The organism is Pseudomonas sp. NBRC 111139 (assembly GCF_001753955.1).
Classification (GTDB): Bacteria; Pseudomonadota; Gammaproteobacteria; order Pseudomonadales; family Pseudomonadaceae; genus Aquipseudomonas; species Aquipseudomonas alloputida.
Map to the genome: position 1 here is coordinate 1 of NZ_BCBP01000028.1, position 17124 is coordinate 17124.

19 protein-coding genes, 2 pseudogenes and 1 riboswitch are annotated in these 17124 nt (G+C 62.4%); of the genes and pseudogenes, 16 read left to right on the plus strand and 5 right to left on the minus strand.

The window, feature by feature from the left end; all coding sequences use genetic code 11:
* Positions 1-171: 171 nt before the first annotated feature.
* Positions 172-765, minus strand: a pseudogene (locus tag BJQ17_RS10395) (hypothetical protein); the annotation flags it as partial.
* Positions 766-836: 71 nt separating this feature from the next.
* On the opposite strand from BJQ17_RS10395, the pseudogene BJQ17_RS10400 reads away from it, so the two are divergent.
* From BJQ17_RS10400 to BJQ17_RS10440, 9 genes and pseudogenes are all read left to right on the plus strand, one after another.
* Positions 837-1118, plus strand: a pseudogene (locus BJQ17_RS10400) (hypothetical protein); the annotation flags it as partial.
* Between the two features lie 21 nt (positions 1119-1139).
* The gene (locus BJQ17_RS10405; protein ID WP_070095989.1) at positions 1140-1397 is read left to right on the plus strand and encodes a hypothetical protein; all 258 of its coding nucleotides are present in this window, start codon (positions 1140-1142) and stop codon (positions 1395-1397) included.
* Positions 1398-1517: 120 nt separating this feature from the next.
* The gene (locus BJQ17_RS10410; RefSeq protein WP_070095990.1) at positions 1518-2645 is read left to right on the plus strand and encodes a DUF6708 domain-containing protein; all 1128 of its coding nucleotides are present in this window, start codon (positions 1518-1520) and stop codon (positions 2643-2645) included.
* A gap of 259 nt (positions 2646-2904) precedes the next feature.
* Entirely contained in the window at positions 2905-4233 is a 1329-nt protein-coding gene (locus BJQ17_RS10415; RefSeq protein WP_003253790.1) for a hypothetical protein, read from the plus strand.
* Between the two features lie 32 nt (positions 4234-4265).
* Positions 4266-6497 carry an Ig-like domain-containing protein gene (locus tag BJQ17_RS10420; protein ID WP_070095991.1) on the plus strand — a complete coding sequence of 744 codons (2232 nt, stop codon included), beginning with the start codon at positions 4266-4268 and terminating at the stop codon, positions 6495-6497.
* Between the two features lie 15 nt (positions 6498-6512).
* Positions 6513-6986, plus strand: coding sequence for a curlin (locus BJQ17_RS10425; RefSeq protein ID WP_003253795.1), 474 nt, complete (start codon positions 6513-6515; stop codon positions 6984-6986).
* Positions 6987-7002: 16 nt separating this feature from the next.
* A complete protein-coding gene (locus tag BJQ17_RS10430; protein ID WP_003253796.1) occupies positions 7003-8448 on the plus strand; it encodes a curlin in 1446 nt (481 codons plus the stop codon).
* 146 nt (positions 8449-8594) lie between these two features.
* A complete protein-coding gene (gene alkB, locus BJQ17_RS10435) occupies positions 8595-9254 on the plus strand; it encodes a DNA oxidative demethylase AlkB (RefSeq protein WP_019751428.1) in 660 nt (219 codons plus the stop codon).
* A 169-nt stretch (positions 9255-9423) separates the two neighbouring features.
* Entirely contained in the window at positions 9424-9711 is a 288-nt protein-coding gene (locus BJQ17_RS10440; protein WP_003253801.1) for a hypothetical protein, read from the plus strand.
* Positions 9712-9807: 96 nt separating this feature from the next.
* Here BJQ17_RS10440 and BJQ17_RS10445 read toward each other — a convergent pair whose 3' ends face one another.
* From BJQ17_RS10445 to BJQ17_RS10460, 4 genes are all read right to left on the minus strand, one after another.
* Complete coding sequence (locus BJQ17_RS10445; protein WP_033725899.1) at positions 9808-10068, minus strand: DUF1652 domain-containing protein; 261 nt, start codon at positions 10066-10068, stop codon at positions 9808-9810.
* Positions 10069-10365: 297 nt separating this feature from the next.
* Positions 10366-11253, minus strand: a complete 888-nt coding sequence (locus BJQ17_RS10450; protein WP_003253804.1) for a pirin family protein — start codon at positions 11251-11253, stop codon at positions 10366-10368.
* Between the two features lie 96 nt (positions 11254-11349).
* The gene (locus tag BJQ17_RS10455) at positions 11350-12222 is read right to left on the minus strand and encodes an alpha/beta fold hydrolase (RefSeq protein ID WP_003253806.1); all 873 of its coding nucleotides are present in this window, start codon (positions 12220-12222) and stop codon (positions 11350-11352) included.
* A 21-nt stretch (positions 12223-12243) separates the two neighbouring features.
* Positions 12244-12873 carry a LysE family translocator gene (locus BJQ17_RS10460; protein WP_012052198.1) on the minus strand — a complete coding sequence of 210 codons (630 nt, stop codon included), beginning with the start codon at positions 12871-12873 and terminating at the stop codon, positions 12244-12246.
* A gap of 123 nt (positions 12874-12996) precedes the next feature.
* Here BJQ17_RS10460 and BJQ17_RS10465 point away from each other — a divergent pair, with 123 nt between their 5' ends.
* The 7 genes from BJQ17_RS10465 (at position 12997) to BJQ17_RS10495 (ending at position 17114) form a co-directional block, all read left to right on the plus strand.
* Positions 12997-13476: a GNAT family N-acetyltransferase gene (locus BJQ17_RS10465; RefSeq protein ID WP_003253811.1), complete on the plus strand. Its 480-nt coding sequence runs from the start codon at positions 12997-12999 to the stop codon at positions 13474-13476.
* Positions 13477-13595: 119 nt separating this feature from the next.
* Positions 13596-13819, plus strand: a riboswitch (cobalamin riboswitch).
* Positions 13820-13911: 92 nt separating this feature from the next.
* A complete protein-coding gene (locus tag BJQ17_RS10470) occupies positions 13912-14100 on the plus strand; it encodes a CbtB domain-containing protein (protein ID WP_003253813.1) in 189 nt (62 codons plus the stop codon).
* A gap of 9 nt (positions 14101-14109) precedes the next feature.
* Positions 14110-14796: a CbtA family protein gene (locus tag BJQ17_RS10475; RefSeq protein ID WP_003253815.1), complete on the plus strand. Its 687-nt coding sequence runs from the start codon at positions 14110-14112 to the stop codon at positions 14794-14796.
* Positions 14796-15182, plus strand: a complete 387-nt coding sequence (locus BJQ17_RS10480) for a cobalamin biosynthesis protein (protein WP_003253817.1) — start codon at positions 14796-14798, stop codon at positions 15180-15182. The genes BJQ17_RS10475 and BJQ17_RS10480 overlap by 1 nt, the downstream gene beginning before the upstream one ends.
* Positions 15183-15216: 34 nt before the next feature.
* Positions 15217-15969 (plus strand): precorrin-4 C(11)-methyltransferase, encoded by a 753-nt coding sequence (gene cobM / locus BJQ17_RS10485; RefSeq protein ID WP_003253819.1) that lies wholly within the window; start codon positions 15217-15219, stop codon positions 15967-15969.
* 66 nt (positions 15970-16035) lie between these two features.
* A complete protein-coding gene (locus BJQ17_RS10490) occupies positions 16036-16278 on the plus strand; it encodes a DUF1272 domain-containing protein (protein WP_003253822.1) in 243 nt (80 codons plus the stop codon).
* A 221-nt stretch (positions 16279-16499) separates the two neighbouring features.
* The gene (locus BJQ17_RS10495) at positions 16500-17114 is read left to right on the plus strand and encodes a response regulator transcription factor (RefSeq protein ID WP_003253824.1); all 615 of its coding nucleotides are present in this window, start codon (positions 16500-16502) and stop codon (positions 17112-17114) included.
* Positions 17115-17124 lie beyond the last annotated feature (10 nt).

A 17124-nucleotide genomic window follows, 5' to 3' on the forward strand; every position in this document is an offset into this window, starting at 1 on the left:
GAGCACGTTGTGCCGGGTTGCCGCCGACGGCGGCGTAGCGCAGGGGCAGCAGTTCGAAGCGGCGGGTGCAGTCGGCGACGGGGCTGTTGCGCAGGGCCGGGCGGTAGCCGGAGGTGATGCGCCTGCACAGTTCGAGGGTTTCGCTGAGTGAGTCCATGGTTGTGTTGTGCCTCAGTCCTTGGTGCGCAGGCAGCGCTGCACGTTGTCCATCAGGGATGTCTGCTGCTCGCGCGTGGCGGCAATCGCCTCCTGCCAGGCTGGCGAGCTACCGAGCTGTTCGCCACCGCGAGCCAGCATCAGCACATAGCTGATAAGGTCTTCTTCACGCCCCAGACCTTGCGCGCGCGCCTGATCCAGATAGTGCTGAATCAAGCCAACCCGTGTGCCGTGGCAGGCAGCGTGCAAGGTCGGGCAGGACTGCTCGTTCTTGAGCAACTCGGCAAGTTGATAGCTCAGCGGGTCACCCGCCAGTTCGGCCCAACACGCTTCGTTCAACGTGATTGGCGGACAGTGCGTGGATTGAGGCTGATTACCGCCGGATATCTGCATCCACAACCGCTTGCTCGGGTGTGCCACGGGGGCCCACCAGTGATGGATGGGAGCCAGCCATTCGCTAACCCCAGGCAGCTCACGGTGCCTGTCCAGCACTAGCAGAGCCGCGGCGGTGTGGAAGCGCAACAGGTACGAATGGCCGTCCGTGCCCGTGACGATGTTGGCGTGGCTCAAGTGTCCGGCGAGCCGGGCAGCGGGAAGCGCGCTGACTAGGGCGCTTGAAACTATGGGGCGCCAGTTTAGCTGGCACCGGGGGTTCACTGCTGGCGTGGTGGGATTTCACTGATTCGGTTGGACGTTTCTTCCGCAAAAGCAGCTGGCTGTTCAAAGTTGCGCTGCTGTTTGTCTGGCCCGCGTTCGTCATCATCGGCACCGGCCACTGGCTCAGCCTGCTGCTGTGCTGGCGACCGCGCTGGCCGAAGGTCATCCGCGAGGCCGGCCTGCCCGGCAAGCCAGTCCCACGCCTGCTCGCCAACGCCGACCGCTGGCAGCTCAAGCCCGGCAAGCGGCCGGAGAAAAAGCCACGCAAACCGCGCACGCCCAGAAGGCCCAAGGAGATCAATTGATGCCATACATCATCCTTGCAGATGGAGCGTACCCATGGACTCTTTGAACCATCACTTCCGGCTACCGCCGAAGACCGCGCCAAGGACCATACCCGCTGGGTGGTCAGCGAACGCTTGTTGCAAGCGCTGGACCGCTATGACAACGCCGACCTCATCAACGGCCTGGCCTTTGCCGAGCAGACCGGCCAGTGCGTAATCGGCGAGGCTACTGCTCGCTTGTTTAGTTCTCGGCGCGTTCTGGATAGGGCACGTTTTGACGGTGATCATTTACATCTTTGAAGATGACGCTTTGGAAAAGTGGTGCAAACGCAGCAGCTTCCGCGTGGGGAAAAACTCGGAGCCTTACAAAGAGCAAGAAGAATTGATGGCACTACATGCCGCATTCAGCGAGGTTCTGTAATGTATTTGATTGAATGGGGATTCTGGCAAATGGCAACCGAGTCAGAGACCGAACGAAAAGCGTACGAAGCAGAGTTAACATCTGCTGAGAAGCGCGCCACCCAGGAATTTTACGAAGGGGATTTGGAAGAGGACATACACTTCCAAACTGTTAGCGAAAAACCCCACACACGCGGACCGATTTTCGCTTTCAACGAAACATTTATTGAAATGCGATGTGGCGGCTCAGAGGAGAAGCGCGGACTCATAACCATTGCAACGCTAGGCGGAATCATGCCCATTATAGGTGTTACGACAATCTCCACATTGTATTTTCTCTGGGAAGACATAGCAGACCGTGAGGCTCGATCACTTCTGATGGTGGCACTGACATTCATGATGGCACTCGTATCAGGCGCTACGATATTTTTTTACACAAAATATGGAGTAAGCTTGACCCGACTGGAAATGCTGACCAGCCGCCATCTGCTCATTCGATTCAATCGAATAACTCAACAGGTCCACCTCCATCGACCCAGCTACTGTGGTGGCATCGTCACCTTCCCCTGGAAAACAACCGGCAGCACGGGCATTCGCCCAGAAGATGATTCGCTAAGCGTTGGAATACGACTCGGCCTAATCTGGCACCCCAGCCGCACCGGCCTGCCCCACATGGAAATGGCCCTGCTGGGCAAACAAGGCCAAGGCGGCAGCGAACTGCGTGATGAGTGGGAATTCATCCGTCGTTACATGGAAGAAGGCCCACACGCCATCCCCCGCCCCCGCCTGAGCACCCAGCTACCCTCACCCCTCCAGGCATTCAGCGCCCAGTTCGAAGGCCTTGGGCGTTTCTTCCGCAAAAGCAGCTGGCTGTTCAAAGTTGCGCTGCTGTTTGTCTGGCCCGCGTTCATCATCATCGGCACCGGCCACTGGCTCAGCCTGCTGCTGTGCTGGCGACCGCGCTGGCCGAAGGTCATCCGCGAGGCCGGCCTGCCCGGCAAGCCAGTCCCACCCGTGACAACCCTGAGCGACTACCCACCCGCAATCCAGGCACGCCTGCTCGCCAACGCCGACCGCTGGCAGCTCAAGCCTGGTAAGCGGCCGGCGAAAAAACCACGCAAACCACGGGCCTCCAGATCGCAAGAATAACCGGCCGCGCCTACTGCCTGATCCTGACTGTATTCAGCGCTCGGCTCTGCATCGAAAAGCGGGTTGAAATTACCGGCCCCCAATCCCCAACCTTGGGGGAACGCTGCCCACCGCCAGCCGCTTGCAAAATCCCTCGCGGAGAGGCTCGCCCCTTGCCCCACAAGGCCTGCAACGCATTTTTCAGGGTTTGGCACAGCTCTTGCCGATCTCCTCCCAGACGCCCCAAGTCCATGGGCCCGTTTGCAGGAGGAATTGACTCATGCACCGACCGATACCCCACCCGCTGGCAGTGGCGATTTTCGCCGGCATGCTCCAGCTTCCCGCGCAGGCCGCCTTGAACGCTGTCGATCCAGGCGCTTACGTCCCTGCCAATGGCGGCTTCCCCGCCTGGTACCAGGACAGCCACGGTCGTACCCTCGACCTGTGCCTGACCAAGGCCGTCAGCTCCCGGGTCGCCGGCGCACCTGGTGCACCTTCATACATGTGCACGCTGCTGCCCACGCCTGGTGTGTTCGACGATACCCAACCCATCGTCTTCCCCACCAACTTCCCTGACGAAGCGTTCTGGTTCACTGCCGACGCTGCCATCGTCGACGCCGCCCGTGGCATCGACCTCAGCTATGGCACGGCGATCGAAGCGGCATTCGCTGCCGAAGAACCTGTCGAGGGTGACCAGGTCAGCTTCGCCCGGGTCCGTATCCGGGTCGACGTACCCACCGCGGGCACCTACGTGGTCACCCACCCCTATGGCGTTGAAGTGTTCGATGTGCCCGTTGCAGGGCGCCGGGCGATCAACATGACCCGTGACATCGGCATCGCCGGGGCAGGCGACTTCACCGGCGCACTCAAGGGTGATGTCGGGCCGTTTCTGCGCAGTGTCAACGGCCCCTACACCGAAGGCAACGAGCGCTTCATCGGCGACCCGAACCTGGAAGAGCGGGTCACCGGCAGCCCATTCAACACCAACTACGTACGCATTGAGGGCCCTGGTGGCATCGACCTGCGCACCGAGCTGTTCGCTGTCTCGGGCAAGCTTTCCGAAGTGGCCTTGCCAACCCCGCTGATGCCACAACGCAGCACTTACTCACGCCATACCGAGAACGGCGACCTCATCGCCCAGCAAGACATCTTCGTGTTGGCCCCGCCGCCACCGGCAAGCGTCACCCTGACCAGTCAGACCCCCAACCTGAGCCTCACCGAGGCCAACGGCACCGGCGCCTGGTACGCCCAGTCAGCCCTCAACCCGGCGGCCGGAACCCTCGTGACACTGTCCGCTGACAACAGCGTGGCAATCCCGACCAGCAGCCTGACCACCAGCAACGTTCCCCTGACCGACCTGGTCACCATCACGCAGGCCCAGTACCGCCTGTCCACCGGCGAGCTGACCCTGGTGGCCAGCACCAGTGACGAAACAACACCTCCAGTACTTACCGCACATACCGGCAACGGCACGCTGATCGGCAACCTGGGCGGTACCGGCGCCGTGAAGACGTTGAGCATGACCCTCTCGCCCATTCCGCCGGCCAAGGTGCAGGTCACCAGCGCCAACGGTGGTAGCGACACCGAAGACGTGGTGCTGGTGCCATGAACAGACAAAGGCTCAGCCTTCAAGGAGGCAGCATGAACACTTGGTCGCGCCGTGCGCTGTTGGCCGCCGGTTTCTCTCTTACCGTTACCAGCGCCGCGTTCGCCGCGCTGTCTGATGTCGACCCGGGGCCCTACACCTTCGCCACGGGTGGCTATCCGATGTGGTACAAGGACAGCCTCGACCAATCCCTGGAGCTGTGCCAGTCGCGTGCCACCAGCACCCGTGCGCCAGGCGCACCAGGGGCGCCCGCCTACATGTGCACCTTGTTGCCCGAGCCCGGGATCTATGACGATGCCCTGCCGCTGGTATTTCCAGATAACTGGCCACCCGAGATGTTCTGGTTCCTGGCCGAAACCTCGATACCACAAGTAGGTAACAGCGGTTATGAACTGGAGGTCTACGTTGCCGGTATAGAGGCAGCCTTCGCGGCTGAAAACCCGGTAGACGGTGATCAGCAAAGCTTCGCCCGCATCCGTATCCGCGCTTCGGTCCCACGCACCGGTACCTACACCATCACGCACCCTTACGGGGTGGAGACGGTCAACGTCACCACGGCAGGTCGTCGCGCGATCAATATCACCCGGGACATAGGCATTGGCGCTCCCGGCAACTTCCGGGGGGCGCTGGGGGGGGCGATCGGCCCTTGGCTGAAGGGGGTTGGCGGGCCGTATACAGAGGTCAATCCTGACACTGGCACCACCGAAACCTACATCGGCGACCCCAATATCACCGAAGCGGTAACCGGTAGCCCCTTCAATACCAACTTCGTGCGCATCGAAGGGCCCGCGGGCGCCATTCAGACCAACACGTTCACAGTGTCTGGCAAGGTGCTGGACCCGCGAGCACAAACCCCGGTCACGCTGGAGCGCGCCACCTACTCGCGCAACGGCAGCGGTACCCGCGTGGAGGTGTTCGCCAAGGCCCCGAGTGAGGCCAGCCTGTGTATGCGCAATGGCCTGGCACTGATCGGCACGCCGCCTTCGCCTTGTCAGTTCACCCTGACTTCGGACAACAACGGTTTGTTCTTCAGCCAGCAGTTCAACCAGTCGGTGCCGCCAGAGGTGGTGGTTGTCACCGCCAGCAACGCAGTCGGCGGCACCCAGCCGACTGCGCTCTCGAGCAAGCTCAGCGACGTGGTCAAAGTCAGCACCGCACGCTACGACTGGGCCAACAAACGTCTGTTGATCGAGGCCAGTTCCAGCGACGAAGTAGCGGTCCCCGACCTGCTCGCCCAAGGCTACGGCCGCCTGTCGAAATCGGGCACACTGCAAAGCATCACGGTCAACGACTTGGCGCAACCGCCCGCCACCGTTACGGTCAAGTCTGCCCGCGGCGGTAGTGATGTAGAGCCAGTGATCGTGGTCGGCAACGCCCCGGTCGAGGCCGCCAACCAGCCACCGCTCGCCCAGGCCGATGTCGGCAGCACCAGTGTCGGTGTACCGATCACACTCAACCTGCTGCTGAACGACAGCGACCCGGATGGCAACGTGCCGCTGACCATCAGCGACCTGACCCAACCCGGGACCGGCCTTGGCGGCGTCGTGATGAATGGCACCACCTCGGTTACCTACACGCCGCCGACCGGGGCCACACAACCGCTGGTAGCCAACTTCAGCTACCGGGCGGTGGATGCCAAGGGGCTGAAATCGGAACCGGCCACGGTCACGATCAACGTCGCACCTAACCAGGCACCGACTGCCAACCCGGAAACCGTCGCCACCTTGGGCGTGCCATTGACCATCAACGTACTGGCCAACGACACCGATCCAGAAGGCAACGTACCGCTGAGCGTGACCAACATCACCCAGCCGCCCGCCGGCCGCGGCACGGTCAGCACCGACGGCACAACCGTCACCTATACCCCACCGGCCACTGTAACCACAGCCTTCACCACCACCTTCACCTACCAGGCACGTGACTCGCTGGGGGGGCTGTCCACCCCAGGTACGGTCACCGTCAACGTGTCGCCTCGGCCTGCCGCTGAAACCTTCGCCGTCACGGCAGCCACGGTCACGGCGCGCTCCAACAACCGTTACAACTGGGACATCAGTGGCACCTCGTCGGTGACCACCGGCAATACCGTAACCGTGCGGGTAACCACGACTACCGGCGTCCAGACCTTGGGTACGGCCACGGTAGCGCTGACCGGCCGCTGGCGCCTGGCGGTGAGCAATAGCACCACGATCATCCCGACTGCGGCACCGACGGCGACGATCACAACCAGCCAAGGCACCACGCGCACCGTCAACGTAGTCGTGCAGTAAAAGCCGGAGGCTTCGATGAAACGGCTGTACCCCCTGTTGCTCTGCCTGGCCCTGGCGGGCCAGGCCTGCTGGGCAGAGGACCTGATGGACAATGCCGACCTCGCACCCGGCAACGACCTCGGTGAACCCGTGATCATCCGCCTGCTGCCGGCCGGTGCCGGCCAGGCTGCGGTGATCGAGCAGCAAGGGTCAGGCAACCGCGCCGCCCTCGACCAGAACGGTCAGGCCCTGCTGGGCCGTATCGTCCAGTCCGGCGGTGCCCAGGAAGCGTACATCTTGCAGGAAGGCAGTGACCTGATGGCCATCATCCGCCAACAGGGAAATGGCAACAGCGCGTCGATTCGCCAGAGTGGCAGCAGCAACAACGCTGCCATCGAGCAGATCGGCAACGACAACAGCGCCAGCATCGTGCAGTCCGGCTCGGGGCTCAACAGCTCCGTGACCCAGGCTGGCAATGGCCAGCATGTTCAGATCACCCAATACCGATAGACCTGGAGGCACCACCATGTACAAGCTCGCTCCGTTAAGTGCCGCTATCGTCCTGGCCCTCGCAGGTCAGGCCATGGCTGCTGACAGCACCTCGTCCCAGACCCAGGACGGCAAGGAAAACATCGCCGAAGTCTCTCAGACCCAGGCATCCTTCGCCTCGGCCACCCAGAACCAGACTGGCAAGGGCCACAACCACCTCGCCGTGCAGACCGAAAGCACCAGCGATATTCAGCAGAGCGCCACCGGCCAGTACAACGCCGGCTACGCTGAGCAACTGTTCGAGAACGGCAGCCAGATCACCCAGCACGCCGGAGGCAGCTACAACGATGCCTTCGCCAGCCAGTCGATAGGGTCAAACAACGAATCGCTGCAAACCCAACAAGGCGTCGGCAATAAATCCACCGTGTGGCAGGACAGCCAGGAAGGCAGCAAAGCCACCAGCTGGCAATCCGGCCAGCGCAACGAAGCGTTCATCGAGCAGACCTTTGGTGGCAGCAACAACCGCAGCACCGTCAACCAGACCGGCCAGGACAACTACGCCGCCGCCGAGCACCTGAACCATATCGATGGCGATATCCAGGTCTATCAGGATGGCCACGACAACTGGGCCTATGGCGACCAGCGCGAAGGCACCGGTGGCACCATTGCCATTGGCCAGTACGGGGGCGGCAACTCCGTGGAAGTGTGGCAGGACACACAGATCGGTAGCCAGGCCTCCGTAGTCCAGACCGGCCAGTCGAACGAAGGCTATATCGACCAGAGCTTCGGCGTCAGCAACAAGGTCAGCCTGTCGCAGCAAGGCAATGCCAACGCCAGTTGGTCGGACCAGTTCGAGACCAACAACTCGACCACCACCATTACCCAAACCGGCAACAACAACCTGCATTTCACCTATCAGAATGGTGAGAACCTCAACCTGACCATCAACACCCAAGGCAATGGCAACAGCATCACCGCCAGTAACTGGAAAGGCGCCAAGATGGGTGGCCAGTTCGGCACCAACCAGAACGCCACCATCAACCAGACGGGCAATGGCAACGGTGTCAATCTGACCCAGAAGGGCGCTGACCAGCAGGCCACGCTGACCCAGACGGGTAAAGGCAACCAGATGTCGACCAAGCAGGATGACGTCAGCAACGAGCTGTACTTCGAACAGAACGGCACTGACAACATTCTGATCGCCGACCAGCGTGGGACCGACAACTATGCCTACGGCAGCAGCCAGGGCACCGGCAACACCATCACGCTCGACCAGTCCGGCTATAGCAACCAGAGCTACACCAACCAACTCTACGGAAGCGGAAACGAAGCCACCATCAAACAGACTGACAGCATCAACGTCGCCTACGTGACCCAGGGAGGCCAAAGCAACAAGGCGTTCGTCGACCAAAGTGGTGTCGCCCAATCCGCCACCATCACCCAGCTGGGCAGCGCGAACCTGGCCACTGTGACCCAGCAGTAAACCGCTCCCCCTTGAACCGCGGTGCTCCTCTCCCTGGTGCCGCGGTTCCTTTTTCTGTTATCCCGCCCTCTGCAATCGTTCGATCCGATCGGCGTGTGCGATCCCTTGACGTGTATCGGTCGGGTACAATGGCAAACCGCTCGAAAATGTGCAGCCGCATGATCCAGTCCGACCTCGACCTGTTCGGCGCCCAGCCGCAACGCCTGGCCAGCCACACTGTGCTGCTGCCCGGCTTCGCCCTGGCCGAAACCGAGGCGCTGCTCGATGCCCTGCGTCCGGTGCTGCGTGCTGCGCCGTTCCGGCACATGTACACCCCAGGAGGCCTGCGCATGGCAGTGGGCCTGACCAACTGCGGTACGCTGGGGTGGGTGAGTGATCAACATGGCTACCGGTACAGCCCCAGCGACCCACTCAGTGGCCAGCCCTGGCCCGCCCTGCCCCCGGTTCTGCTCGCCTTGGCCTCCCGCGCGGCAGCCATGGCCGGGTTTGACGGTTTTGTGCCGGATGCCTGCCTGGTCAACCATTACCTGCCAGGCACACGCCTGAGTCTGCACCAGGACCGCGACGAGCAGGATTTCGGCCAACCGATCGTGTCGGTGTCGTTGGGCTTACCGGCGGTGTTCCTGTTCGGCGGCCTGCAGCGTGCCGACAAGGCTCAGCGCATTGCGCTGAGCCACGGCGATGTGCTGGTTTGGGGCGGCGAAGACCGCTTGCGCTTCCACGGCGTGCTACCGATCAAACCCGGTGTGCATCCGCGCCTGGGCGAACGGCGGATCAACCTGACCTTGCGCAAGGCGGGTGCCTGAACAGGGGCCGTCATCTGCCACCCCGCGCAAAACAAGATGAACGCACATGAAACACATTGAACATCTTGGCCAGGCAAGCTTCGAATGATAAGCCGCCTTTCTTTTGTCTGGAGCCTGCCATGCCCAACCCGCCTGGTTCTTCGAGCCGTTGCAACGGAGCCATGTACCGATGAAGATGCCTGGCCGCGCACCCAATGCTTCGCTGCAGCTCGATTACGTACGCGACACCCTGTTCGGCCCGGTGGCGCAACGCGTGGAATGCCAATGCCAGCTCGCCGCCCTCAACCTGCAGGGTCGCCCAGGGCTGCGCCTGCACGTGTGCCCCCCACTGCCTGACAAGATCGACCGAGCTCACAGTGTGGCCTTCGTCTGGGATGGGCGGAGTTACCACGGCGTGGTTCGCGAGAAGGGAAAGTGCGGCGACGGTGGATTGAACCTGCTGCTGGAACTGCAATAAGCCGATCAACGGGGGTTGTGGCTGCCTGGGCGCATGCCAGCGCGTTGCTTTCAGCAGCCCGGCCAGCCTTGGCTGACCGGGGCACGACAGGCGCGCTCAGGCAATCGCCTTGAGTGGCGCCGGGTGGTTGTCACGCAGCGCATGCAGCTGCTCCACCAGGTTGACAAGGTCACGGCAACTGTTGAGATTTTGCAGCGCGACCCCGCTGAGGGTCACGCCCTGATCGAGATCCTGGCCCTGGCCCAGGCGGATGGTCAGGTTGGCGCCGTCCGGGCAGCTGACTTCACAGCGGTCTGGCAAGCAGGCCTGCTCGATCAGTTGCCGCATCTCTAGTATCGAAACGCCTATCAACGACATGGTACGACCCTCTCTGTGGGATGGCCTGTTGTTTGGGAGTACGCCTTTGTCGGGCGGGGCGCCAATTGATATTGCGCATGCTCGGCCAGCTGTCCATGCGCCCGGGCAATGAGCTTGCGGGGGATCCTTTAGCACCTTAGTGGAAGATTCTCCGCGAGGGCCGAGTGTTCGACTGCATTAGCAAACTTGACGACGAGTGGTCTTGGTCAGCAACGCGCTGACCAATGTCCAGCCGGGTAGCCGTGGGAAGATGGCCTGCCAGCGACAGGGCCGGGACAGGCCACCCAATCAACAGGATCAGTGCGCGGCACCTCCCCTCTCATCCTGCATCTGCCCAAACCGCCCGGCATGGAAATCATCGAACGACTCGGCAATCTCCGCCTGGCTGTTCATCACGAACGGGCCGTAGCCGACGATCGGCTCATCGATTGGCTCACCGCTGAGCAGCAGCACACTTGCGCCGTCCAGCGCCTCGACAGCTACGTCTACACTCTCCCGGTCGAGCAGCACCAGGCTCGACGGGCCTGCTTCGCGCTCGCTATTGATTCGAACGTTACCACGCAACACCACCAGCGCTGCATTGCGCCCGGCAGCAACCGGCAACTGCAAGGCCGCGCCGGCGTTGAGCCGCAAATCCCACACGTCCATCGCGGTGAAGGTTCTGGCCGGCCCGTGGTGGCCATGGTAGTCACCGGCAATCACTCGCAAGCGCCCGGCATCACCGTCAAGCGCTACCACCGGAATGTCGCCGGCCAGCAGCGTCTGGTAGCCGGCCGCTGCACGCTTGTCCCGCGCCGGCAGGTTCACCCACAGTTGGACCATTTCCAGCGTGCCGCCACTGCGTGCAAAGTCCGGGGAATGAAACTCTTCATGAATGATGCCGTTGGCCGCCGTCATCCACTGCACGTCACCTGGACCGATCAAGCCTCCAGCACCGGTGGAATCACGGTGCTCCAGTTCACCTTGGTAGACGATGGTCACAGTCTCGAAGCCGCGATGCGGATGCTGGCCTACGCCGCGTCGTGCTTGGGTCGGGGTGAAATCATGCGGACCGGCGTAGTCCAGCAGCAGGAACGGGCTGATCCGGCTGGCCAGGTTGTCGTAGGTGAACAGGCTGCGCACCGGGAAACCATCACCCACCCAATGTGCGTGAGGGCTGCGGTGAATACCCAGAATCGTTTTCATGAGAAGGCTCCTCTCTTGGTTGAGGTAACCTTATCAATGATGCCAATCAAGCGGTAGACGGCTGAAATGGCATGCATCGTCCCATCTGCAGAACAGTCAACCCTGCAAAAAACCGAGCACTTGCTCGGCCGCCATGGCCGGGTCTTCCTGCATGAAACAATGCCCACCGGGAACTTGCCGTGCGGTCACATTGCGGTTTAGCAGCGCCAGGCGATTGACCGAACGTGGCACAAAGGGATAGGTGTCTTCGCCATACAACACCCGTGTCGGCGTCCTGATTGCGGCCAGACTGGCCCACATGCGTTTAGGGAATGAGCTGAAGATCTCCACTTCACGGCTGGGCCGGCACTTGAGCACCACGGCCTCGCCACACTCACCGATGGCATGCTCGACATAGGCCTGCAGCGCCGCATGGGTCCAGCCTTTGAAGATGCCGCGCCCTTGCAGCGAGGCCAACGCCGACTCGCGATCGGGCCAGTGGCTGCGGCGGGTGGCAGCCTTGCGGGCCAGGGCGTGGCGCTGATGCAGGCCGACCAGGGCGGCCGCCCCCATCACGCCGATCATGCGTCGGCTGAACAGTACCGGGTCGAGCAGCACGGCACGTGCGAACAGTTGCGGCTCACTGCCCAGGATCAGCCCCGTAAGCACGCCACCAAAGCTGTGCCCTACGGCAAACCGCTGGACGTCGCCATACTCGCCACGTCCGCCCTGAAAGGCCTCCACCGCCAAGGCAGCGGTGCGGTTCCAGCCGCGAAACACCCCACCATGGTCACTGTCCCCATGGCCCTGAACGTCGCAAAGCCACAGGTCGAAATGCTCGCCCAGGCGCATCAGCAACGGTTGGTAAGCCAGGCAACAGAAGCCGTTGCCATGCAGGAAGTGCAGCAGCGGTTTGCCACTGGCCGGGGTTCGCCAGCCACGCAGGGTGAAACCTTCGGCGCATTCGTGGGACCAGGGAATCAACTGCATCGGCTTACTGTACTCTCGGGGTCAGGAAAACGCTGATTCTACAAACAGCAGCGGGTACAGGGAAATCACCAGCAACAGGGCCATCACGACATTGAACAGCATCAGCCAGCGCGAGTTTTGCAACAGGTTGCGCAGGGCGCTGCCGAACATCACCCATACCCCCACGCTGGGCAAGTTGACCAACGCGAACAAGGCCGCAATGACGATCACGTTGGTTACATAGCCTTGCGCTGGCGTGTAGGTGGTAATCGCCCCTACCGCCATCACCCAAGCCTTGGGGTTGACCCACTGGAACGCCGCCGCCCCCCAGAAGCCCAGCGGTTTACGGGCACTGGACGCGGCCGTGCCGACCGGCCCGGAAGTGGCGATCTTCCAGGCCAGGTACAGCAGATAGGCGGCGCCCGCGTAGCGCAGCACCGTGTACAGGGGTGGCCAGGCCTTGAATACCTCACCCAGCCCCAGGCCGACGGCCAGCACCATCATCATGAAACCAAAACTGATACCCAAGGCATGAGGGACCGAGCGGCGCACGCCGAAGTTCACCCCCGAGGCCAGCAACATGGTGTTGTTGGGACCCGGGGTGATGGAAGACACGAAGGCAAATAGCACGAAGGCGGTCAGCAGGTCGGCAGAGGCAAGCATGGCGGGCATTCCACTTTCTTTATGGGTGCTGTCACACTAACGGAGCGCCACTCCCAGCAACCGGTACAGTTCTATTAAATTACGCAGATACACATCACTGTACCGACAATCCGGATCAAGGAAGCCGTCACCATGAGCCTTACCATTCGCCCTGCCGTTCGTACCGATGCCGAGCAGATCCTCACCTTCATCACTGAACTGGCCGAGTACGAACGCGCGCGCCACGAGGTAGTCGCCACCCTTGCCGACATCGAGCACAGCCTGTTCGACGAAGGCAGCACTGTGCACACCCTGATGTGCGAGCGTGATGGCCGTGCAATTGGCTTTGCCGTGTACTTCTACAGCTACTCGACCTGGCTCGGGCGCAATGGCATCTATCTGGAAGACCTGTACGTAACCCCCGAACAACGCGGCGATGGCGCCGGCCGGCAGTTGTTGCAGCACATTGCCCGCGAAGCGCTGGCGAACAACTGCGGGCGCCTGGAATGGAGCGTGCTGGACTGGAACGAGCCAGCGATCGGCTTCTACCAGAAGCTGGGGGCCGAGGCGCAGGATGAGTGGGTGCGCTACCGCCTGGATGGCGACAAGCTGGCGGCATTCGCCCGCGGGTGATCGCCCGGTTTCTGCACTTCTGCCTGCTGGAAGAACACGGCAGGCCTGAGCCTGTCCTACCTGCTGCTCGGCAGCCTCGCGCGCTGTATGACATTGACGCCAAGCCCGCCCCATGCTCTCCTTATGCCTCACGTTCAGGTGCCCCTCAGGGGGTGAAACGGGAAACCGGTGCGTCCCAGGCCCTTCAGCAGGGCCGGACAATGCCGGTGCTGCCCCCGCAACGGTAAGCGAGTGAAGCGTCTGTACCACTGTGCCTTGTAGTGCGGCATGGGAAGGTGACGCGTTCCAGGAGCCCAGCTCTTCCTCGCAAGCCCGGAGACCGGCCTGGCGTTCATGAACACCCCGCGGTGGGCGGGCGCTGTTGCATTCCCTTGGGCGACCACGTCCGGGGCTGCCGCGCTCGCCCATTGCCCACAAAAAGCAGAGGATCGCGTCATGCCCGTCACCAGCGCCAAACAACACAGCCTTGCTACCCCCGTTACCCTCAGCCAGCGTGTAATCATCGCCGTCGGTGCCAGCTTGCTGGGTTTGTGCCTGGTGTACTTTGCCGGGTTCTCGCACATCGAGGCTGTGCACAACGCTGCCCACGACACCCGCCACAGCGCCGCCTTCCCCTGCCACTGAGTACGCCTGATGATCACGCGCATTGCCCGTACTGCGGGTTTCAGCGGGCTCCTTGCAGCCCTGTTGCTGACCTTGCTGCAAAGCTTCTGGGTGGCTCCGCTGATTCTGGAGGCGGAAACCTACGAGTCCTCGGCCCCGGCCGCACACCACGAACACGGTAGCGAAGTGGCCGCTCATGAACACAGCGCCGAAGCCTGGTCGCCGGAAGACGGCTGGCAGCGCGTGCTGTCCACCACAGGCGGCAACCTGGTGGTCGCAGTCGGCTTCGCCCTGATCCTCGCCGCCCTGTACAGCCTTCGCGAGCCCAAACGCGCTACCACTGGCGCATTGTGGGGGTTGGCTGGCTTCGCCGTGTTCTGCCTGGCTCCCACCCTGGGCTTGCCACCAGAACTGCCGGGGACTGCGGCCGCCGACCTGGGGCAACGCCAAACCTGGTGGGTTGGTACAGCCAGTGCCACAGCGCTGGGCCTGGCCTTGCTGGTGTTCGCCCGCCACTGGCTGCTGAAGGCGCTGGGCGCCGTGCTGCTGGTCATTCCCCATGTAATCGGTGCACCGCAACCCGAGGTGCACGAAAGCCTGGCCCCTGAAGCATTGGAAACCCAGTTCAAAGTCGCCTCCTGGCTGACCAACGCCGCCTTCTGGCTGGCCTTGGGCCTGCTCAGCGCCTGGCTGTTCCGCCGTTCCAGCCAGGCTTGATGCCTGCCTTCTATGCCGGTTTTGGCTGCCGCCGGGGTTGCCCGGCGGATGCCTTGCAACGCTTGCTGCGCCAGGCCCTGGACAACCAGGGCCTGGCGCTGGCCGACCTGCGCGGCATCGCAAGCATCAGCCTGAAGGCCGACGAGCCCGGCTTGCAGCAATTGGCAGAGCGCCTCGGTTTGCCCTTGGTGCTGTACCATGGCGCGCAACTGCAACCCTATGAACCACTGCTCAGCCACCGTTCCGCCGCTGCCCACCAGCACAGTGGCTGTTGGGGCGTAGCCGAGAGCGCGGCACTGGCCTTGGCCAGCCAGCGGCAGGGTACGGCCAGGCTGCTGCTAACGCGCCAGGTACTGGGCCCGGCGACGCTCGCCCTGGCCTGCTGAGCGTTTCGTACCCTCTTTTTTGCCAGGACTTTGCATGACCATCTACTTTATCGGTGCCGGCCCCGGCGACCCGGAGCTGATCACGGTCAAGGGCCAACGGCTGATTCGTCAGTGCCCGGTGATCATTTATGCCGGTTCACTGGTACCCGCCGCCCTGCTCGAAGGCCACCAGGCCGAAACCGTGATCAACAGCGCCGAACTGCATCTGGAACAGATCATCACTGCCATGCGCAGCGCACACGAAAAAGGTCAGGATGTGGCCCGGGTGCACAGCGGCGACCCCAGCCTGTACGGCGCCATCGGTGAACAGATTCGCCACCTGCAGGCGCTGGGCATCGATTACCAGATCATCCCCGGCGTTACCGCCACGGCAGCAAGCGCCGCCCTGCTCGGCTGCGAGCTGACCTTGCCTCAAGTGGCGCAGACCGTGATCCTCACCCGCTATGGCGACAGCTCGCCCATGCCGCCGGGTGAGCAGTTAGGCGACCTGGCGCGCCATGGCAGCACCCTGGCAATTCATCTGGGGGTCAAGCACCTGTCGCGCATTGTCGATGAGTTGATGCCGCACTACGGCGCGCACTGCCCGGTTGCGGTGGTGCATCGGGCCACCTGGCCAGACCAGGATTGGGTGCGCGGCAACCTCGGTGATATCGTCGAACGCGTAGCGACCAAGGATTTCCGGCGCACGGCGCTGATCCTGGTAGGCCACGTACTGGGGGATACACCGTTCGCCGAATCGGCCTTGTACCGTGCCGGGCATGCCCATCTGTACCGCCCTGGCGACTGAACATTGCCAGCCTTGCCTCGGGCGTAGCAGACTCCGGGTTCCCGCCTGCGAACAGGAGCCATGCCCATGCTGGAATTACGCCCCAACTGCGAGTGCTGTGATGCCGACCTGCCGGGTGACAGCCCCGACGTTATGATCTGCTCCTTCGAATGCACGTTCTGCCGTGCCTGTGCCGAAACCCGCTTCCAAGGCCGCTGCCCAAATTGTACCGGGCAGTTGGTAGCCCGCCCGACGCGGGTCGGCCAGGCATTGGCCAACAACCCTGCCTCCACACTGCGTATACACAAACCGCACGCTGCCTGCGCCTGAACAACTGCAAAGAAGCGGCATCACCGCTTTCTCAGGGTGATGTCTTTCCTGTTTCTTGTAGGACTTTTCAACAAAAAGCACTGGGGTTTTCAACACTTCTATACTCGGCATTACCAAACTTCGGGAATGGTCGTATCGTGCAGCGCTTCCGATAACCCCACTTGCAGACGTATTCCTGAGTGTTCCAGGAAGCGGACCACATCCCTACAGGAGTTTTCCTCATGACAACCGTGCTGATCGTCGACGACCACCCCATTGTCCGGCTGTCCCTGCGCCTACTGCTCGAGCGCGAGCGCTTCCATGTCATCGGCGAGGTCGGCAATGGCAGTGAAGTGGCTCAGGTAGCCCGCGAACTGCGCCCGGACGTAGTCATTCTCGACATCGGCCTGCCTGGCCTTGACGGCATGGAAGTCATCAAGCGATTGCAGAGCCTGGAGCCGGTACCGAAGATCATGGTGCTGACCGGCCAGGCCACTGACCTGTATGTACGCCGCTGCCTGGATGCCGGGATAGGTGCCTTCGTGACCAAGGAAGAGGACCACGAGGCCCTGCTGTTCGCCCTCAAGGCCCTGACCAAAGGTTATTCGACCTTTCCGCAAATGTCGGTCAACAGCAACTCGCTGGAGAGCGAGCCAGTGCGCCTGGCCAGTCTCTCCAACCGAGAAATGGAAGTGCTGCGGCGCCTTGCGCGCGGCGAGAACAACAAGAACATCGGCACGTGCATGAACCTCAGCGCCAAGACCATCAGTACCTACCGGGGCCGCATCATGGAAAAGCTCAAGACTGAGTCTCTCGTGGAAATGGTCGACCTGGCCAAGCGCAACAGCGTCTATTGAGCGCTCGGCT

Coding starts and splice junctions, on each gene's coding strand:
- BJQ17_RS10405 (WP_070095989.1), top strand. CDS start 1,140: ATGGAGCGTACCCATGGACTCTTTGAACCATCACTTCCGGCTACCGCC.
- BJQ17_RS10410 (WP_070095990.1), top strand. CDS start 1,518: ATGTATTTGATTGAATGGGGATTCTGGCAAATGGCAACCGAGTCAGAG.
- BJQ17_RS10415 (WP_003253790.1), top strand. CDS start 2,905: ATGCACCGACCGATACCCCACCCGCTGGCAGTGGCGATTTTCGCCGGC.
- BJQ17_RS10420 (WP_070095991.1), top strand. CDS start 4,266: ATGAACACTTGGTCGCGCCGTGCGCTGTTGGCCGCCGGTTTCTCTCTT.
- BJQ17_RS10425 (WP_003253795.1), top strand. CDS start 6,513: ATGAAACGGCTGTACCCCCTGTTGCTCTGCCTGGCCCTGGCGGGCCAG.
- BJQ17_RS10430 (WP_003253796.1), top strand. CDS start 7,003: ATGTACAAGCTCGCTCCGTTAAGTGCCGCTATCGTCCTGGCCCTCGCA.
- alkB (WP_019751428.1), top strand. CDS start 8,595: ATGTGCAGCCGCATGATCCAGTCCGACCTCGACCTGTTCGGCGCCCAG.
- BJQ17_RS10440 (WP_003253801.1), top strand. CDS start 9,424: ATGAAGATGCCTGGCCGCGCACCCAATGCTTCGCTGCAGCTCGATTAC.
- BJQ17_RS10445 (WP_033725899.1), bottom strand. CDS start 10,068: ATGTCGTTGATAGGCGTTTCGATACTAGAGATGCGGCAACTGATCGAG.
- BJQ17_RS10450 (WP_003253804.1), bottom strand. CDS start 11,253: ATGAAAACGATTCTGGGTATTCACCGCAGCCCTCACGCACATTGGGTG.
- BJQ17_RS10455 (WP_003253806.1), bottom strand. CDS start 12,222: ATGCAGTTGATTCCCTGGTCCCACGAATGCGCCGAAGGTTTCACCCTG.
- BJQ17_RS10460 (WP_012052198.1), bottom strand. CDS start 12,873: ATGCCCGCCATGCTTGCCTCTGCCGACCTGCTGACCGCCTTCGTGCTA.
- BJQ17_RS10465 (WP_003253811.1), top strand. CDS start 12,997: ATGAGCCTTACCATTCGCCCTGCCGTTCGTACCGATGCCGAGCAGATC.
- BJQ17_RS10470 (WP_003253813.1), top strand. CDS start 13,912: ATGCCCGTCACCAGCGCCAAACAACACAGCCTTGCTACCCCCGTTACC.
- BJQ17_RS10475 (WP_003253815.1), top strand. CDS start 14,110: ATGATCACGCGCATTGCCCGTACTGCGGGTTTCAGCGGGCTCCTTGCA.
- BJQ17_RS10480 (WP_003253817.1), top strand. CDS start 14,796: ATGCCTGCCTTCTATGCCGGTTTTGGCTGCCGCCGGGGTTGCCCGGCG.
- cobM (WP_003253819.1), top strand. CDS start 15,217: ATGACCATCTACTTTATCGGTGCCGGCCCCGGCGACCCGGAGCTGATC.
- BJQ17_RS10490 (WP_003253822.1), top strand. CDS start 16,036: ATGCTGGAATTACGCCCCAACTGCGAGTGCTGTGATGCCGACCTGCCG.
- BJQ17_RS10495 (WP_003253824.1), top strand. CDS start 16,500: ATGACAACCGTGCTGATCGTCGACGACCACCCCATTGTCCGGCTGTCC.